Consider the following 16,689-nt stretch of genomic DNA (forward strand, 5'->3'; position numbering starts at 1 on the left):
GGCCGCGGGTGGCGATCTTCTCCACCGGCGACGAGGTCACCGCGCCGGGTGAGCCACTGCCACCGGCCGGCATCTACGATGCCAACCGCTTCACCCTCCGGGCCCTGGTGGCGGAACAGGGGGGCGAGGTCCTCGATCTCGGCATCCTGCCCGACGACCGGGACGCCCTGATCGCCGCCCTGGACGGCGCCGCGAACCAGGCCGATCTGGTGATCACCAGCGGCGGCGTCTCGGTGGGCGAGGCCGATTTCACCCGGGCGGCCCTCGCCGAGATCGGTGAACTCGGCTTCTGGCGCATCGCCATCCGGCCGGGGCGTCCCCTGGCCTGCGGTCGCCTGGGCGAGCGCGGCGTGCCGTTCCTGGGGCTGCCCGGCAACCCGGTGGCGGTGATGGTCACCTTCCTGCGGTTCGTGGCGCCCTTGATGGCCCGCCTGCAGGGGCGTGACGCCTGGCAACCGGCGACCCTCACCGCCCTGGCCGAGCATGAACTCAAGAGCCGCGTCGGGCGCGTCGACTATCTGCGCGGCATCTACCGCTGCGACGACCGGGGGCGGCTCACGGTCGCCAGCACCGGTGCCCAGGGGTCGGGCATCCTTTCTTCCATGGTCAAGGCCAACTGTCTGATCGAACTCGCCGCCGACCGCGAGGTCGCCGCGCCCGGCGAGGCAGTCACCATCCATCCTCTTCATCGACTTCCATGAGGCGCTTTCCATGCCACTGACCCATCTCAATGCCCGCGGCGAAGCCCATATGGTCGACGTCGCCGACAAGCCGGAGAGCCGGCGCGAGGCGAGTGCCTCGGGACGCATCCAGATGCAGCCGGCGACCCTGGCGCTGCTCGCCGAGGGCGGCCTGCCCAAGGGTGACGTGCTGGCCACCGCGCGCATCGCCGGTATCCAGGCCGCCAAGCGGACCCACGAGCTGATCCCGCTCTGCCATGCCCTGGCGCTGTCGAAGGTGGCCATCGACTTCCGCCTCGACGAGGCCGCCTCCTGTGTCGAGGTCACCGCGACCTGCCGGCTCAACGGCCGTACCGGCGTCGAGATGGAGGCGCTGACCGCGGTCTCCGTGGCCTGCCTGACCCTGTACGACATGTGCAAGGCGGTGGACAGGGAGATGGAGATCGGCGGCATCCACCTCGACACCAAGAGCGGCGGACGCTCGGGGGACTATCGCCGTGACGACGCCGCCGTCGTACCGGTCGCCCCCATCGTCACCGGCGAGGGCAGTGCCGGCGAGGTCTCGGTGGGCAACCGTTGCGACATCGCCTCGCCCTGCGTGCGGGTCAAGTGCCTGGCCGAGTTGCGCGAGCGACTCGGTGTCGGCGATCTCTCGGTGCCGTTCGACAGCCTGCCGAGCGCCGATGTGGCAGGCCTCAAGGCGGCACTCAAGGCGCTCGATTCCCGCTACTCCCTGCTCGACGAGGGGCGGGTGCTGTGTGCGGTCAATCAGGTGATGTCCGCCGACGATACGCCGATCACCAACGAGGACGAGGTCGCCTTCTTCCCCCCGGTGACCGGAGGCTGAACATGATTCGTGTCCAGGAGGCGCCCTTCGATGCGGGCGTCGAACAGCAGGCGCTGCTGGCCGGGCGCACCGATATCGGTGCCGTGGTCAGCTTCACCGGACTGGTACGTGACTTCAACGAGCGGCCCGAGGTCACGGCACTGACCCTCGAGCATTACCCCGGCATGACAGAAGCGGCCCTGGACGATATCGTGACGGAAGCCGAGGCGCGATGGCCGCTCGATGGGGTGCGCGTGATCCATCGGATTGGACGGCTGGCCCCCGGAGACCCTATCGTGTTGGTGGTGGTCGCCAGTGCCCATCGGCGTGCCGCCTTCGAAGCCTGCGACTTCATCATGGATTATCTCAAGACCCGCGCTCCGTTCTGGAAGAAGGAACACGCCACCGACGGCGATTATTGGGTAGCCGAGCGTGATTCAGACCACCAGGATGCCCACCGCTGGGAGACATGACGATGGCACTACCCGATGAGCTGATCGACGACTTCGGCAGGCGGGTGCGCTACGTGCGCATCTCGGTCACCGATCGCTGTGATTTTCGTTGCGTCTACTGCATGAGCGAGGAGATGACCTTCCTGCCCCGCGCCCAGGTGCTGACCCTGGAGGAGCTGGCGCTGGTGGCGCGGGCCTTCATCGAGCTCGGGGTGGAGAAGGTGCGACTGACCGGCGGCGAGCCCCTGGTGCGTCGCGATATCGACCGCCTGGTCGAGGACATCGGCTCGTTGCCGGGACTCCGGGATTTCGCCATGACCACCAACGGTGCGGGCCTTGGCAAGTACGCCCATCGGCTCCGCCGGGCCGGGCTCGAGCGGCTCAACATCAGCCTCGACTCGCTGGATCCGGACCGCTTCCGTCGCCTGACCCGTACCGGTGACCTGGCCAAGGTGATCGAGGGCATCCACGCCGCCCGGGAGGCCGGCTTCGAGCGTATCAAGCTCAATGCGGTGATCCTCAAGGGCCGCAACGACGACGAGGTGATCGATCTGGTCGACTTCGCCCGCCGGGAAGGGCTCGACATCAGCTTCATCGAGGAGATGCCGTTGGGGGACGTCTCGGACCATAGTCGAGACGAGACCTACTGCTCCAGCGACGACGTGCAGGCACTCATCGAGACCCGCCACGAGTTGATCCCCACCACCGAGACCACCCTGGGCCCATCGCGCTATTTTCGCATGCCCGACAGCGATACCCGCGTCGGCTTCATTTCGCCCCACAGCCACAATTTCTGCGCCACCTGCAATCGGGTCAGGGTGACCGTGGAAGGGCGCCTGCTGCTCTGTCTCGGCAACGAGCACTCGGTGGACCTGCGCGCGGTGCTGCGGCGTCATCCGGGCGATATCGAGATCCTCAAGGAACGCATCGTCGCGGCCATGGCACTCAAGCCGGAGCGCCATCACTTCACCACCGACGGCGATGTCCAGGTGGTGCGCTTCATGAACATGACCGGTGGCTGAACGTCGAATTCATGTGCTTCCCCTATCGTGACGGCGCCAGGTTGGCGCCGTCTTCGTGTCGGGATCCTGTCGAGGACTCACAACCATTGCCCGGCAGTTCGACGAAAATAATTGCATGTATTTTCTTGCCAAGACCCGAAGTGTGCATATACTTTTGACGTACAGTGTCATGAGTAACCTTTTCGTTAATTCGGCATGGAGGGGGCCAATGTCCAGCGAATCCCTGGAGCGCATCGCTCGTAACAAGAACGTGGCTCGCGCCGCGGCACGCCAGTTGAGCATGGAACAGCTCCACAAGCTGGCAGAGGTGATCGGTGAGGTCATCGAGCAGAAGAAGGACGAAGAGTTGCATCGTCAGGAAGAGGAAGCGCAGAAGGAGCGCAAGCTGGCCGAGATTCGTGAGGCGATCAACGACGCCGGCCTTTCGCTCGACGACCTGGTGTCCGAGCAGCCGCGCCGCAAGCGCGGTCGTCCACCCAAGAACGCCAGCAAGGCCGGCAAGGCATAAGAGATGTCGTAAGCGACATCTCCTCGATCGGCAAGGGTCGAGGGAACACGCCGGCAAGAGAAGCAGGACCAAGAGAGGCGAACCTTCGGGTTCGCCTCTCGGCATTTCCGGGCGTCATGTGCGGGTGGGGCGGCGGCACGCTCAGTCGAGATCGCTGAGGCTGGGGGCCTCCACCGCCAGGATCTGCAGGTGAATGGCCGGGATGCGGCGCAGGTGATCGGCGAACCAGGCCAGCAGTTTCGGCTGCAGTGCCAGGCGCAGTTCGGCCAGGGTCTCGGCACGCAGTTCCAGCAGTTGCATGTCGAGCCAGTCGGTGAAGGCGTCCTCATCGAGGCGGCCGGTGTCGCTCGCGTCGAGCATCAGCCGGCCGATGCGTGTCCAGCCGCGCGCTTCGGTGGCGGTGACCGAGAGTGCCAGGTAGAGGCTGCCATGGCGCGAGCGGGGGCCACCCTCGGCGCCGAGCCCCGGCAACGGTGCCACGGCGTTCTGGCTGACGATGCAGGGCGGCTGCGGGTGTCGGGCCTCCAGGGTCAGGCCGTCGCCATCCAGGCGAATCAGATCGCCATTGGTCGGGATCAGGGGCGCGCGGATGCCAAGCGTCTCGGCCAGTGCCTGGTGGGCCTGCTGGTGGCGCGGCTCGCCATGCACCGGCAGCAGGTGCCCGGGCTTCACCCAGCCGTAGAAGGTGCGCAGCTCGTCCTGGGCCGGGTGGCCGGAGGCGTGCAGTTCGGGGTGATTGAATTCGTCGAGCAGGGCGACGCCGAGGTGCTCGAGGCCCGCCTTGAGCCGCTGGATCAGCAGCTCGTTGCCGGGAATCGCCTTGGCCGAGAAGATCACGCTGTCGCCGTGGCCCAGCTCGAAGGTCGGATGGCGCCCCCGGGCCAGGCGCTGCAGCGCGGCGCGGGGCTCGCCCTGGCTGCCGGTGGCGATCACCAGCACCTCCTTTGCCGGCAGGTAGCCCAGGTCGCTCACCGGCACCAGCGGTGGGAAGTCGTCGAGGTAGCCGAGCCCGCGGGCCACCCTGACCATGCGCTCCATGGAACGCCCCATCAGGCTGACCCGCCGGCCACAGCGCTGGGCGGCGCGGCCGATGGCGAGCACCCGGGCCAGGTTGCTGGCGAAGCAGGAGACCACCACGCGCCCCTCGCAACGGGCGATGGCGTGTTCCAGGGCCACGGCGACCTCGCCCTCGCTGCGCGAGTGGCCGGGCAGCGGTGCATTGGTCGAGTCGCCCACCACCAGGTCCACCGGCGCGATGGCCCGGAAGGTCGAGGCGGACACCGGTGCGCCGATCAGCGGCTCGGGGTCGAGCTTCCAGTCGCCGGTGTGCAGCACCCGGTGGTCGCCGGTGGCGACCAGCAGCGCGCAGCTCTCGGGAATCGAATGGGTCAGCGGCAGGTAGCGCAGGGTAAAGGGGCCGCACTCCAGGGCCTCGCCCGGCTCGATGACGCGGATGGCATCGGTGGCGAGGCCACGTTCGGCGAACTTGAGGCGCAGCAGGCCCGCGGCCAGCGGGGTGGCATGGATCGGGCATCCCCACTGCGGCCATAGCCAGGCGGCCGCACCGATATGGTCCTCGTGCCCATGGGTGATGATCAGCGCCCGGGGCGTGATGCCGAGGGTCTCCAGGGTGTCCAGATTGGGCACCTGCAGCGGGCTGTCGGGCAGGTCCTGGCGGATCATCATCCCGCAGTCCACCGCGATCCAGTGTGACTCGACGCCATAGAGGCTCAGGTTCATGCCGATCTCGCCGCAGCCGCCGAGTGGCAGGAAGTGCAGGGGAGGGCGGCGGCGGGGGCGAATCTGGACACGAGGCTGGGGCATCGGGAGAGTGCAAACCGTGGCAAGTATACATTTCACTATACGGGATCGCCGCCAGGGGTCACAACGAAGGGACCGTGCCGGCGGCGGCCGCTTTCGTTACAATGCCGTCCTCTTCCCGATTGTGTTCAGCCAGCGACGGTCATTCGATGTCACACTATTATCGCCTGGTGGTTTCCTGCCCCGACCGCGTGGGGATCGTCTCCCGGGTCTCCGGCTTCATCGCCGGTCACGGCGGCTCGATCACCGAGGCCAGCCAGCACTCCGACCTGCAGGCCGGGCGCTTCTTCATGCGCTACGAGATTCTCGCCGACTCCATCGGGATGGACGCGGCGGCCCTGCGCGAGGCGTTCGCCCCGGTGGCAAGGGAGTTCGACATGCAGTGGGCGCTGACCGATACCCGGCGCCGGCCGCGGGTGGTGCTGATGGCCTCCCGGGAGTCCCACTGCCTGGTGGACCTGCTCTACCGCTGGACGGCCGGCGAACTCGACTGCGACATCCCCTGCGTGATCTCCAATCACGAGGACCAGCGCGGCCTGGTGGAGTGGCACGGCATCCCCTACCACCACGTGCCGGTGCCCCCCGGCGACAAGGCCGGTGCCTTCGCCGAGGTGCAGCGCCGGGTCGAGGAGGCGGGTGCCGACAGCGTGGTGCTGGCCCGCTACATGCAGATCCTGCCGCCGGCGCTCTGTGAGCGCTATGCCGGCCGGCTGATCAACATCCACCACAGCTTCCTGCCCTCCTTCGCCGGGGCCAAGCCGTATCACCAGGCCTACGAGCGCGGCGTCAAGCTGATCGGTGCCACCTGCCACTACGTCACCGAGGAGCTGGACGCCGGCCCGATCATCGAGCAGGACATCCACCGGGTCAGCCACTGCCACACGCCGGGTGACCTGGTGCGCTTCGGCCGCGACGTGGAGAAGGCGGTGCTCGCGCGCGGGTTGCGCTGGCACCTCGAGGATCGGGTGTTGATCCACGGCAACAAGACCGTGGTGTTCGCCTGACGGAGAGCCGCGATGACGTTCGCTGCCCTGGTGCTCGCGCCCTGGTTGCTGCTGGTTGCCTCCCTGGTGGCGCTGGGGGTGGTCGGCCTGGCGCTGGCCCAGCGCCCCTGGCGGGCGTTGCTCGCCGACCACGCCCTGCAGCATCGCTGGCTGGCGGCCACCGTGGCCGTCACGCTGATGTGGCAGCTGCGCGCCCAGGCGGTGGACTGGCTGACCCTGCACCTGATGTTCACGGCCCTGCTGACCCTGGTGTTCAAGGTACCGCTGGCGCTGCTCTCCTGCCTGCTGGTCAACCTGGCGATGGTCGTGCTGGGGCGGGTCGCCTGGCCGCTGCTCGGGGTCAACCTGCTGGTCACCGGGGTGGTCCCGGCGCTGGTGATGGTGCTGGTCTGGCGGCTGGTCGATCGGCGGCTGCCGGACAACCTGATGGTCTTCCTGTTCGTCTGTGGCTTCTTCGGCACGGCGCTCGCCACCCTGGCGGCGGGGCTCTCGGCGGTGGGGTTGATGGCGCTGGGGGCCAGTGATCCCGAGGTCATGCACCAGGCGCTCGAGTATGCCCGCTTCCTGCCGCTGCTGATGCCCTCCGAGGCCTTCATCTCCGGCATGCTGCTGAGCATCCTGCTGGTCTATCACCCGAGCTGGGTGGCGACCTTCAACGACCACCGCTATATCGACACCAAGTAGTCATCCTCGGTGTCGGCGCCGTATCGCCCAGCGGAGCTGGGCGCCTGGCGCGTGCTGCTCGCCGTAGCGAAAACGCCCCCGATCGGGGGCGTTCTTGTGGTTACCGGAGCGAGAGGGCAGGGCGTCAGGCCAGCCCCAGCTCGTGGGTGGCCTCCTCGCGCATCTTGAACTTCTGGATCTTGCCGGTGACGGTCATCGGGAACTCGTCGACGAACTTCACGTAACGCGGGACCTTGTAGTGGGCGATCTTGCCCTTGCAGAAGTCCTTGAGCTCGTCGGCGGTGAGGGACTCGCCCTCGCTCAGCTTGACCCAGGCCATCACCTCCTCGCCGTACTTCTCGTCGGGCACGCCGATCACCTGGACGTCGGAGATCGCCGGGTGGGTGTAGAGGAAGTCCTCGATCTCGCGCGGATAGATGTTCTCGCCGCCGCGGATGATCATGTCCTTGATGCGGCCGACGATGGCCACATAGCCCTCGTCGTCCATGGTGGCGAGGTCGCCGGTATGCATCCAGCCGGCGCCGTCGATGGACCTGGCGGTGGCCTCCTCGTTTTCCCAGTAGCCGAGCATCACGCTGTAGCCGCGGGTGCACAGCTCGCCGGTCTCGCCGCGGGGCACCACGGCGCCGGTCTCGGGGCTGACCAGCTTGACCTCCAGGTGGGGATGGATGGTGCCCACCGTGGTCACGCGCTTCTCCAGTGGGGCGTCGGTCTGGGTCTGGAAGCTCACCGGGCTGGTCTCGGTCATGCCGTAGCAGATGGTGACGCCCTGCATGTGCATGCGTTCGATCACCTTGCGCATCACCTCGATGGGGCAGATCGAGCCGGCCATGATGCCGGTGCGCAGGCTGGAGAGGTCGTAGCGCTCGAAGTCGGGGTGCTCGAGCTCGGCGATGAACATGGTCGGCACGCCGTAGAGGGCGGTGGCCTGCTCCTCGGCCACCGCGCGCAGGGTCGCCTCCGGGTCGAAGCCGTCGCCGGGATAGATCATGGTGGCGCCGTGGGTCATGCAGCCGAGGTTGCCCATCACCATGCCGAAGCAGTGGTAGAGCGGCACCGGGATCACCAACCGGTCCCGTTCGCTGAAGCCCATGGTGCGGGCGACGAGGAAGCCGTTGTTGAGGATGTTGTGGTGCGACAGCGTCGCGCCCTTGGGCGCGCCGGTGGTGCCGGAGGTGTACTGGATGTTGATCGGGTCGTCGAACTGCAACGTCGCCTGGACATCGGCCAGCTGGTCGGCGGAGACCTCGTCGGCGTGGGCCAGCAGCCCCTGCCAGCTGAGCATGCCGGGAAGCGCGCGCTCGGCGTCGAGGCAGACCACCCGCTTGAGTTCGGGCAGCCTGGCACAGGAGAGGGGGGCCGGGGCCAGCTCGTTCTTGAGCTCCGGGGCCAGCTCCTTCTTGAGCTCCGGGGCCAGCTCCTTCTTGAGCTCCGGGGCCAGCTCCTTCTTGAGCTCCGGGGCCAGCTCTGCCAGCGTGGCCACATAGTCGGAGGTCTTGAAGGCGCCCTGCAGGATCAGCGTCGAGGCGCCGGACTGCTTGAGGGCATACTCCAGTTCGTGGGTACGGTAGCTGGGGTTGATATTGACCAGGATGGCGCCGATCTTGGCCGTGGCGAACTGGGTGATGGTCCACTCGGCGCAGTTGGGCGACCAGATGCCGACCCGCTCCCCCTTGTTCACGCCCACCGCCAGCAGGGCGCGGGCCGCCCGATCCACCGCCAGCTGCAGCTCGGCCCAGGTGTAGCGCAGCCCCTGGTGCAGGCTGAGCAGGGCATCGCGGTCGGGGAAGCGGGCGACGGTGTCGTCGAAGCAGTCGCCGATGGTCTGGCCCTTCAGGGGGGTGTCGCTGATGCCACTGACGTAGCTGATCGGAGTGTATTGGCGTGTCATGTTTTCCCGTCTCTTGTTGTTGCAATGGTGGTGCAAGAGCGTCAGCTGCCGGTCGACTCCGTCTCCAGGCTGGCCAGGACATCGCGGGCGCGGCTCTCCACATCGTCGAGCTCGCGGTGCATCAGGCGAATGTCCTCCAGCTGGCGCTCCAGGTTGGCCCGCTTGTCGGCGAGGATCTCGAGCAGGCGCTTGAGCTGGCGGGCATTGCCGTCGGGCATGGCGTCGTACATCTCCACCACCTCGCGGATCTCGGCCAGCGAGAACCCCAGCCGCTTGCCGCGCAGCGTCAGCTTGAGGCGTACCCGATCCTTCTCGTGGTAGATGCGGGTCTGGCCGCGGCGTTCCGGCGCCAGCAGGCCTTCCTGCTCGTAGAAGCGGATGGTCCGTGGCGTCACCTCGAACAGCCGGGCCAGTTCGCCGATCGTATAGGTACGACGCTGTCGGGTCAGGCCGCCGTTGGGCGGCTCCATAGCGTCCGCTGTGCGCTTGCTCATGGGTGTCTTCCTTTATATTGGCGGGCAGGGGCGCCGCCGCCGCCATATACCCGCAACACTAGCCGAGGTTTACGTTAACGTAAAGTGCTTGTCGACCATGGGGTGATGTGTGATAAACCTAGCAAGTGCTAGGTTGGTCACTGGGCCAGCACGCGACAACGACAACGCACGCCAACCCCCACACTGCCGAGACGAGGATACCTTCATGGACTTTTCCCTGACCGATGATCAGAAGGCGTTGAGCCAGGCGGCCGCCGACTTCGCCAGGGCCGAGTTGGCCGATCATGCCGCCGAGTGGGACGCGACCTCACACTTTCCCGTCGACGTCATTCGCCGCGCCGGGGAGGCCGGGTTCCTCGGCATCTACATTCCCGAAGAGCGCGGTGGCCTGGGGCTCTCGCGCCTGGATGCCTCGCTGATCTTCGAGCAACTCTCCCAGGGCTGCATCTCGACCACCGCCTATCTTACCATCCACAACATGGTCGCCTGGATGGTGGCGAGCTGGGGCAACGAGGCCCTGCGCGAGCAGTGGGTCGATCGCCTGATCAGTGGCGAGTACCTGGGCTGCTACTGTCTGACCGAGCCGGGCGCGGGCTCCGATGCCGCCAGCCTGCGCACCAAGGCGGTGAGGGACGGCGACGAGTACGTGATCTCCGGCAGCAAGATGTTCATCTCCGGTGCCGGCGCCAACGACGTGCTGGTGGTGATGGCGCGCACCGGCGAGCCCGACAGCGGGGCGGGGGGCATCTCGGCGATCCTGGTGCCGGCCGATGCCGAGGGCATCGGCTACGGCAAGAACGAGGAGAAGATGGGCTGGAAGAGCCAGCCGACCCGCCTGGTCAGCTTCGATGGCGTGCGCGTGCCGGTGGGCAACCGCCTGGGCGCCGAGGGCGAGGGCTTCAAGTTGGCCATGAAGGGGCTCGACGGTGGCCGCCTCAATATCGCCAGCTGCTCCCTGGGCGCCGCCCAGCACGCCCTCACCCTGGCCCGCAACTACCTCGGCGAGCGCAAGCAGTTCGGCCGTGAGCTGTCGAGCTTCCAGGCGCTGCAGTTCAAGCTCGCCGACATGGCCACCGACCTCGTCGCGGCGCGGCTGATGGTGCGTCAGGCCGCCTGGCGGCTCGACCAGGGCGATCCCGAGGCCACGGCCCACTGCGCCATGGCCAAGCGCTTCGCCACCGACATGGGCTTCACCGTCTGCAACGAGGCCCTGCAGCTCCACGGCGGCTACGGTTACCTCAAGGAGTTCCCCCTGGAACGCATGGTGCGCGACACCCGGGTGCACCAGATCCTCGAGGGAACCAACGAGATCATGCGCGTGATCGTCGCCCGCCGGCTGCTGGCCGACGGGGTGGTCGAGTCGCTTCAATAGCCAACAGGAGAACAACGGACATGTCGGATCTTGCAGTGATCTTCGACGAGCTGCCGACCCGCGACGGCGGGCGCATCGGAGTCGCCACCCTCAACGCCGCGAAGTCGCTCAATGCCCTGTCGCTGGAGATGATCCGCCAGCTCGAGGCCAAGCTCGAGGCCTGGGCGGTGGATCGCAGCGTGGTGGCGGTGTGGCTCGAGGGGGCCGGCGACAGGGCCTTCTGTGCCGGGGGCGACGTCGTGGCGCTCTACCGCTCGATGACCGAGGAGGGCGAGAACCGCGGCGCCGGCCGTGACAGCGTCTTCGCCGAGACCTACTTCAGCGCCGAGTACCACCTCGACTACCGCATCCATACCTACCCCAAGCCGCTGCTGGTGTGGGGCGACGGCATCGTCATGGGCGGCGGGCTCGGCCTGATGGCGGGCGGTTCCCAGCGCCTGGTCACCGAGACCACCCGCATCGCCATGCCCGAGATCACCATCGGCCTCTATCCCGACATCGGCGCCAGCTGGTTCCTGGGGCGCATGCCGCCGGGCGTGGGGGCCTACCTGGGGCTCACCGGTGCCCAGCTCAACGCCCGCGACGCCCTCGACCTGGGCCTGGCCGACCGCTTCGTCCCCCGCGAGCGCCGCGAGGCGCTGCTCGGCGCCCTGGAGGAGGCCGACTACGGTCGGCGCACGCCCCGCGACCTGCGTGCCGGCGTCCAGGCGGTGCTCAACGACATGGAGGACCGTACCCGAGCTCCCGCCGGCCAGGTGTGGCCGCACCTCGATCATCTCCAGTCGCTGGTCGGGCACGTGGATGCCGCCACCGCCGTCAGGCGCATCCTGCGCGACGAGACCGACGACGCCTGGCTGGCCGCCAATCGGGCGCGGCTCGAGGCCGGCTGCCCGATGAGCGCCCACCTGGTGTGGCGCATGCTCGAGCGCCACGCCCACACCAGCCTGGCCGACGCCTTCCGCGACGAGCTCAGCCTGTCGGTGCAGTGCTGCCGCCGGGGAGAGCTGGTCGAAGGCGTGCGCGCCCTGTTGATCGACAAGGACAAGGCCCCCCGCTGGCGGCATGCCGACGCGGCCAGCGTCCCCGACGAGGACATCCTGGCGCTGATGGCGCCGCTGTGGTCCGACGAGTCGCACCCGCTGCGCGACCTCGGTACGGGGCATCGCATCGGCTGACGCGCGGCCGGGCCCCTACACTGCATAACGAACACGCCACAACGAACACGGGAGCAACGCCAATGAATATCGCCTTTATCGGCCTCGGCAACATGGGCGCGCCCATGGCCACCAACCTGGTCAAGGCCGGCCACCGGGTCTGTGTCTTCGACCTGGTCGAGAGCGCCATCCGGGCCCTGGAAGCCGAGGGCGCGACACGCGCCGAGAGCGCCGCGGCCGCCACCCGTGGCGTCGAGGTGGTCATCTCCATGCTGCCGGCCGGCGCCCATGTGCGCGGGCTCTACCTGGGCCGTGACGGGGCGCCGGGGCTGCTCGACGCCCTGCTGGGTACGCCGCTGATCATCGACGCCTCGACCATCTCGCCCGAGGACGCCCGCATCGTCGGGGCCGCCGCCGCCGAGCGTGGCCTGACCTATCTCGACGCCCCGGTCTCGGGCGGGGTGGGGGGCGCCAAGGCCGGCACCCTGACCTTCATCGTCGGTGGATCGGAGGAGGGGTACGCGCAAGCGCAGCCGGTGCTCGAGGCCATGGGCAAGAACATCTTCCATGCCGGCGAGACCGGCGCGGGGCAGGTGGCCAAGATCTGCAACAACATGCTGCTCGGCATCCTGATGAGCGGCACCGCCGAGGCGCTGGCGCTGGGCGTCAAGAACGGCCTGGACCCCGCGGTGCTCTCCGAGATCATGAAGCAGAGCAGCGGCGGCAACTGGGCGCTCAACGTCTACAACCCCTGGCCCGGGGTGATGGAGGGCTCGGCCGCCTCCCGCGACTACCAGGGCGGCTTCCTCACCGACCTGATGGCCAAGGACCTCGGCCTGGCCTGGGAACTGGCGCTGGGCTCGAAGTCCACCGTGCCCATGGGCTCCCAGGCGCGCAACCTCTTCGCCCTGCACAGCGCCCAGGGCAACGGCGGCCTGGACTTCTCCAGCATCCAGGCCCTCTACCGCGCCGGCGAGGATAAATCCTAACCCCGCCTTGGGGTCAGACCCCAAAATCCCCTTAGGGGTCTGACCCCTACATCGGCTTTGCCCTGGCCTTTGGCAGGGCGCCGCGAAACGGGCACCCTCGGGTGCCCGTTTACGTTGGTGTCCTGTTCAGGGGGTTGTCATTGTCGCCGCTTTAGTCTACATTTAGTGAAAATGTTGACATTTTGATCGACGACTCACACCACGCCCTCACTGCCCGGAGAACCCCATGAGCCAGATCACCCCCGTCACCTGGGAAGACCCCTTCCGCCTGGTCGACCAGCTCAGCGAAGACGAGCGCATGGTCCACCAGACCGCCTACGACTACTGCCAGGAGAAGCTCCTGCCGCGGGTGCTCGAGGCCAACCGCCACGAGCACTTCGACCGCGAGATCATGAGCGAGATGGGCGAACTGGGGCTGCTCGGTGCGACGCTCGACGGCTACGGCTGTGCCGGCCTGAACTACGTCAGCTACGGCCTGATCGCCCGCGAGGTCGAGCGCGTCGACTCCGGCTACCGCAGCGCCATGAGCGTGCAGTCGAGCCTGGTGATGTACCCGATCCACGCCTTCGGCAGCGACGCCCAGCGCGAGAAGTACCTGCCCAAGCTCGCCACCGGCGAGTGGGTCGGCTGCTTCGGCCTCACCGAGCCGGACCACGGCTCCGACCCGGGCGGCATGAGCACCCGCGCCACCCGCACCGAGAGCGGCTGGCGCCTCAATGGCACCAAGACCTGGATCACCAACTCGCCCATCGCCGACGTCTTCGTGGTCTGGGCCCGCGACGACGAGGGCGTGATCCGCGGCTTCATCCTCGAGAAGGGCATGGCCGGGCTCTCCGCACCCAAGATCGAGGGCAAGTTCAGCCTGCGTGCCTCGATCACCGGGCAGATCGCCATCCAGGACGTGGAAGTATCCGACGAGCAGCGCCTGCCCGGCGTCCAGGGCCTCAAGGGACCGTTCTCGTGCCTCAACCGGGCGCGCTACGGCATCGCCTGGGGCAGCATGGGCGCCGCCGAGGCGTGCTGGCATGCGGCCCGCCAGTACACCCTGGACCGCAAGCAGTTCGGCCGTCCGCTGGCCGCCAACCAGTTGATCCAGAAGAAGCTCGCCGACATGCAGACCGAGATCACCCTCGGCCTGCAGGCGGCCCTGCGGGTCGGCCGCATGATCGACGACGGCCAGCTGGTGCCCGAGGCGATCTCGCTGATCAAGCGCAACAACTGCGGCAAGGCGCTGGACATCGCCCGCGTGGCCCGCGACATGCACGGCGGCAACGGCATCAGTGACGAGTACCACGTGATCCGCCACATGATGAACCTCGAGGCCGTGAACACCTACGAGGGCACCCACGACGTGCACGCCCTGATCCTGGGGCGGGCCCAGACCGGCATCCAGGCCTTCGCCAATTGAACCCCACGGCGCATCGATCAGGAGCAACGCCATGAGTGGACCCCTGTCAGGCGTGGTGGTGCTGGATATCTCGCGGGTGCTGGCCGGGCCCTGGGCCGGCCAGCTGCTCGCCGACCTGGGCGCCCGGGTGATCAAGATCGAGCACCCCGAGCGCGGCGACGACACCCGCGGCTGGGGCCCCCCCTGGCTGGCCGAAGACCTCGAGCGGGGCGGCGATGCCGAACGGGTGGCGGCCTACTTCCTGTGCGCCAACCGCGGCAAGCGGTCGCTGGCCGTGGACATCGCCACGGAGGAGGGGCAGCGGCTGGTCCGCCAACTGGCGAAAGGCGCCGATATCCTGCTGGAGAACTTCAAGGTCGGCGGCCTGGCCAAGTACGGGCTCGACTACGCCAGCCTGCACGCGCTGAACCCGCGGCTGATCGGCTGCTCGATCACCGGCTTCGGCCAGGACGGCCCCTACGCCCACCGCGCCGGCTACGACTTCATGATCCAGGCCATGGGCGGGCTGATGAGCATTTCCGGGGAGCCCGACGGCATGCCGATGAAGACCGGCGTGGCGATCACCGACGTGATGACCGGGCTCTACGCCGCGGTGGGCGTGCTCGCGGCATTACATGAGCGCGGGCGCACCGGCGTCGGCCGCCATATCGACGTGGCGCTGCTCGACGTCCAGGTCGCCACCCTCGCCAACCAGGCGCTCAACGCCCTGGTCAGCGGCGTCTCGCCGCAGCGCCACGGCAACGCCCACCCCAACATCGTGCCCTACCAGGCCTTCGCTTGCGCCGACGGCCACCTGGTGGTCACCGTGGGCAACGACGCCCAGTTCGCCCGCTTCGCCAGCCTGCTCGGCCACCCCGAATGGGCCGAGGACCCGGCCTACGCCACCAACGCCGCCCGGGTCGGCAACCGCGAGGTGCTGACGGGACTGATCCAGGCGATCCTCGCGACCCGCGGGCGCGACGACTGGCTCGCCGAGCTCGAGGCCCGCGGCATCCCCGCCGGGCCGATCAATACCCTCACCGAGGTGTTCGACGACCCCCAGGTGCGCCATCGCGGCCTGCGGCGCACCCTGACGCGCGGCGAACTCGAGGTGCCCCAGGTCGCCAACCCGCTGCGCTTCGACGGCGAGACCGCCACCAGCGAGGTCGCCCCACCGCGGCTCGGCCAGGACAGCGACGCCATCCTGGCCGAGATGGGCCTCAGCGCGGACGACATCGCCCGGCTGAGGCGGGCGGGCGTGGTGCGCTAAGAAAATTTTGGGGTCAGACCCCTAAGCGGATTTTGGGGTCTGACCCCTCAGGGGACTTCAGCGCGGCGAGAAGCGCCTCGTGAGCCCCATCTCGGCGATCATCCGGGTGGAGATCTCCTCCACCGAGAAGCGGGTGGTGTCGATGTAGGGGATGTGCATCTGGCGGTAGAGCCCCTCGGCCTGGCCGACCTCCTGCACGCACTGGTCCATGGAGCTGTAGCGGCTGTTGGGACGGCGTTCGTGGCGGATCGCCGCCAGCCGCCTGGGGTCGATGGTCAGCCCGAACAGCTTGTGGCGATGAGGGGCGAGGGCCCGGGGCAGCTTGAGGGAGCCGTCCTCGTCGAGGTCGTCCTCGGTGAGCGGGTAGTTGGCCGCCCGGATACCGAACTGCAGTGCCAGGTAGAGCGAGGTCGGCGTCTTGCCGCAGCGCGAGACGCCGATCAGGATCACGTCGGCCTTGCCGTACTGGTGGGTGCGGGCGCCGTCGTCGTTGTCCAGCGCGAAGTGCACCGAATGGATGCGATCCATGTAGACCTCATCCTTGCCGATGGAGTGGGTGCGGCCCACGGTGTAGCTGGAGTGGGTGGCCAGCTCCTGCTCCAGGGGCGCGAGGAAGGTCGAGAAGATGTCGACCTTGAAGCCGGTGGCGCCACGAATCACCTCGCGGATGCTCTCGTCGACGATGGTATCGATGATGATCGGCTGCTCCCCGTCGTTGACGGCCGTGGCCTCGATCACCTCCACCAGGGCGCGGGCCTTGTCGACCGAGTCGATGTAGGGCTTGGTGAGCATGCGGATCTCGACGTTCTCGAACTGGGCCAGCAGGCTGCGGCCCAGGCTCTCGGCGGTGATGCCGGTGCCGTCGGAGATGAAGAAGGCGGTACGGGTCATGGTCGGTCCAGTCGCTCGGGCGGAAGTGGCCCATTGTCGATGCTGGCCGGGCCGTGGACAAGCGGCGGAACCTTTCGCGCTATCGGCCCTTGCCACTACAGGAATCCGGCAAATCCGCCGATTGTTGTAAAAATCCTCCAGTGACTTCGATGTTAGACCAATGGCGAATATGGCCGGCCGCTGATAGAGTCGCGACCATCCTTTCATGCCCGTGCGAGGGACACCGTCATTCGGCATGAAGCAC

The 16,689-nt window shown here is 67.9% G+C and carries 16 protein-coding genes; 12 read left to right on the forward strand and 4 right to left on the reverse strand.

The genetic code is table 11. From position 1 onward, the window contains the following. The 5 genes from C1H66_RS12505 to C1H66_RS12525 all read left to right on the forward strand — a co-directional run. A partial coding sequence (locus tag C1H66_RS12505) for a molybdopterin-binding protein (RefSeq protein WP_240618297.1) occupies window positions 1–701 on the forward strand: 701 nt, incomplete at its 5' end. Window positions 702–711: 10 nt separating this feature from the next. After that, window positions 712–1,527: a cyclic pyranopterin monophosphate synthase MoaC gene (gene moaC, locus C1H66_RS12510; protein WP_102628221.1), complete on the forward strand. Its 816-nt coding sequence runs from the start codon at window positions 712–714 to the stop codon at window positions 1,525–1,527. A gap of 2 nt (window positions 1,528–1,529) precedes the next feature. Next, on the forward strand, window positions 1,530–1,979 hold the full coding sequence (gene moaE, locus C1H66_RS12515; protein ID WP_102628222.1) for a molybdopterin synthase catalytic subunit MoaE: 450 nt from the start codon (window positions 1,530–1,532) through the stop codon (window positions 1,977–1,979). Between the two features lie 2 nt (window positions 1,980–1,981). Next, window positions 1,982–2,980, forward strand: coding sequence for a GTP 3',8-cyclase MoaA (moaA, locus tag C1H66_RS12520; RefSeq protein WP_102628223.1), 999 nt, complete (start codon window positions 1,982–1,984; stop codon window positions 2,978–2,980). Window positions 2,981–3,188: 208 nt separating this feature from the next. After that, the gene (locus tag C1H66_RS12525; protein ID WP_102628224.1) at window positions 3,189–3,488 is read left to right on the forward strand and encodes an H-NS family histone-like protein; all 300 of its coding nucleotides are present in this window, start codon (window positions 3,189–3,191) and stop codon (window positions 3,486–3,488) included. A 141-nt stretch (window positions 3,489–3,629) separates the two neighbouring features. Here the strand turns inward: C1H66_RS12525 and C1H66_RS12530 are convergent, their stop codons facing one another. Then, entirely contained in the window at window positions 3,630–5,228 is a 1,599-nt protein-coding gene (locus C1H66_RS12530; protein ID WP_102628242.1) for a ribonuclease J, read from the reverse strand. 230 nt (window positions 5,229–5,458) lie between these two features. Between C1H66_RS12530 and purU the strand changes: the two genes are divergently transcribed. After that, window positions 5,459–6,313, forward strand: coding sequence for a formyltetrahydrofolate deformylase (gene purU, locus C1H66_RS12535; RefSeq protein WP_102628225.1), 855 nt, complete (start codon window positions 5,459–5,461; stop codon window positions 6,311–6,313). 12 nt (window positions 6,314–6,325) lie between these two features. Next, window positions 6,326–6,997: an energy-coupling factor ABC transporter permease gene (locus tag C1H66_RS12540; RefSeq protein WP_102628226.1), complete on the forward strand. Its 672-nt coding sequence runs from the start codon at window positions 6,326–6,328 to the stop codon at window positions 6,995–6,997. 124 nt (window positions 6,998–7,121) lie between these two features. Here C1H66_RS12540 and C1H66_RS12545 read toward each other — a convergent pair whose 3' ends face one another. Together C1H66_RS12545 and C1H66_RS12550 are read right to left on the reverse strand one after the other, a co-directional pair. Beyond that, the gene (locus C1H66_RS12545) at window positions 7,122–8,888 is read right to left on the reverse strand and encodes an AMP-binding protein (protein WP_102628227.1); all 1,767 of its coding nucleotides are present in this window, start codon (window positions 8,886–8,888) and stop codon (window positions 7,122–7,124) included. A gap of 41 nt (window positions 8,889–8,929) precedes the next feature. Then, window positions 8,930–9,382 carry a MerR family transcriptional regulator gene (locus C1H66_RS12550; protein ID WP_205738659.1) on the reverse strand — a complete coding sequence of 151 codons (453 nt, stop codon included), beginning with the start codon at window positions 9,380–9,382 and terminating at the stop codon, window positions 8,930–8,932. Between the two features lie 205 nt (window positions 9,383–9,587). Between C1H66_RS12550 and C1H66_RS12555 the strand changes: the two genes are divergently transcribed. The 5 genes from C1H66_RS12555 (at window position 9,588) to C1H66_RS12575 (ending at window position 15,554) form a co-directional block, all read left to right on the forward strand. Further along, a complete protein-coding gene (locus tag C1H66_RS12555) occupies window positions 9,588–10,754 on the forward strand; it encodes an acyl-CoA dehydrogenase family protein (RefSeq protein ID WP_102628229.1) in 1,167 nt (388 codons plus the stop codon). A gap of 20 nt (window positions 10,755–10,774) precedes the next feature. Then, window positions 10,775–11,929, forward strand: a complete 1,155-nt coding sequence (locus tag C1H66_RS12560; protein ID WP_102628230.1) for an enoyl-CoA hydratase/isomerase family protein — start codon at window positions 10,775–10,777, stop codon at window positions 11,927–11,929. Between the two features lie 62 nt (window positions 11,930–11,991). After that, window positions 11,992–12,897 (forward strand): 3-hydroxyisobutyrate dehydrogenase, encoded by a 906-nt coding sequence (gene mmsB / locus C1H66_RS12565; protein WP_102628231.1) that lies wholly within the window; start codon window positions 11,992–11,994, stop codon window positions 12,895–12,897. A gap of 226 nt (window positions 12,898–13,123) precedes the next feature. Then, complete coding sequence (locus tag C1H66_RS12570) at window positions 13,124–14,305, forward strand: acyl-CoA dehydrogenase (RefSeq protein ID WP_102628232.1); 1,182 nt, start codon at window positions 13,124–13,126, stop codon at window positions 14,303–14,305. 31 nt (window positions 14,306–14,336) lie between these two features. Further along, on the forward strand, window positions 14,337–15,554 hold the full coding sequence (locus tag C1H66_RS12575; protein WP_102628233.1) for a CaiB/BaiF CoA transferase family protein: 1,218 nt from the start codon (window positions 14,337–14,339) through the stop codon (window positions 15,552–15,554). A gap of 57 nt (window positions 15,555–15,611) precedes the next feature. Here the strand turns inward: C1H66_RS12575 and ppsR are convergent, their stop codons facing one another. Continuing rightward, a complete protein-coding gene (ppsR, locus tag C1H66_RS12580; RefSeq protein ID WP_102628234.1) occupies window positions 15,612–16,445 on the reverse strand; it encodes a posphoenolpyruvate synthetase regulatory kinase/phosphorylase PpsR in 834 nt (277 codons plus the stop codon). Window positions 16,446–16,689: the final 244 nt, after the last annotated feature.

It is taken from the genome of Halomonas heilongjiangensis (assembly GCF_002879645.1).
Classification (GTDB): Bacteria; Pseudomonadota; Gammaproteobacteria; order Pseudomonadales; family Halomonadaceae; genus Halomonas; species Halomonas heilongjiangensis.

What these genes read in the sequence shown, in the direction of transcription:
- C1H66_RS12570 (WP_102628232.1), top strand. Translation starts at nt 13,124, where the DNA reads ATGAGCCAGATCACCCCCGTCACCTGGGAAGACCCCTTCCGCCTGGTC.
- ppsR (WP_102628234.1), bottom strand. Translation starts at nt 16,445, where the DNA reads ATGACCCGTACCGCCTTCTTCATCTCCGACGGCACCGGCATCACCGCC.
- moaE (WP_102628222.1), top strand. Translation starts at nt 1,530, where the DNA reads ATGATTCGTGTCCAGGAGGCGCCCTTCGATGCGGGCGTCGAACAGCAG.
- moaC (WP_102628221.1), top strand. Translation starts at nt 712, where the DNA reads ATGCCACTGACCCATCTCAATGCCCGCGGCGAAGCCCATATGGTCGAC.
- mmsB (WP_102628231.1), top strand. Translation starts at nt 11,992, where the DNA reads ATGAATATCGCCTTTATCGGCCTCGGCAACATGGGCGCGCCCATGGCC.
- C1H66_RS12560 (WP_102628230.1), top strand. Translation starts at nt 10,775, where the DNA reads ATGTCGGATCTTGCAGTGATCTTCGACGAGCTGCCGACCCGCGACGGC.
- C1H66_RS12545 (WP_102628227.1), bottom strand. Translation starts at nt 8,888, where the DNA reads ATGACACGCCAATACACTCCGATCAGCTACGTCAGTGGCATCAGCGAC.
- C1H66_RS12540 (WP_102628226.1), top strand. Translation starts at nt 6,326, where the DNA reads ATGACGTTCGCTGCCCTGGTGCTCGCGCCCTGGTTGCTGCTGGTTGCC.
- C1H66_RS12550 (WP_205738659.1), bottom strand. Translation starts at nt 9,382, where the DNA reads ATGAGCAAGCGCACAGCGGACGCTATGGAGCCGCCCAACGGCGGCCTG.
- C1H66_RS12575 (WP_102628233.1), top strand. Translation starts at nt 14,337, where the DNA reads ATGAGTGGACCCCTGTCAGGCGTGGTGGTGCTGGATATCTCGCGGGTG.
- C1H66_RS12555 (WP_102628229.1), top strand. Translation starts at nt 9,588, where the DNA reads ATGGACTTTTCCCTGACCGATGATCAGAAGGCGTTGAGCCAGGCGGCC.
- moaA (WP_102628223.1), top strand. Translation starts at nt 1,982, where the DNA reads ATGGCACTACCCGATGAGCTGATCGACGACTTCGGCAGGCGGGTGCGC.
- C1H66_RS12530 (WP_102628242.1), bottom strand. Translation starts at nt 5,228, where the DNA reads ATGAACCTGAGCCTCTATGGCGTCGAGTCACACTGGATCGCGGTGGAC.
- purU (WP_102628225.1), top strand. Translation starts at nt 5,459, where the DNA reads ATGTCACACTATTATCGCCTGGTGGTTTCCTGCCCCGACCGCGTGGGG.
- C1H66_RS12525 (WP_102628224.1), top strand. Translation starts at nt 3,189, where the DNA reads ATGTCCAGCGAATCCCTGGAGCGCATCGCTCGTAACAAGAACGTGGCT.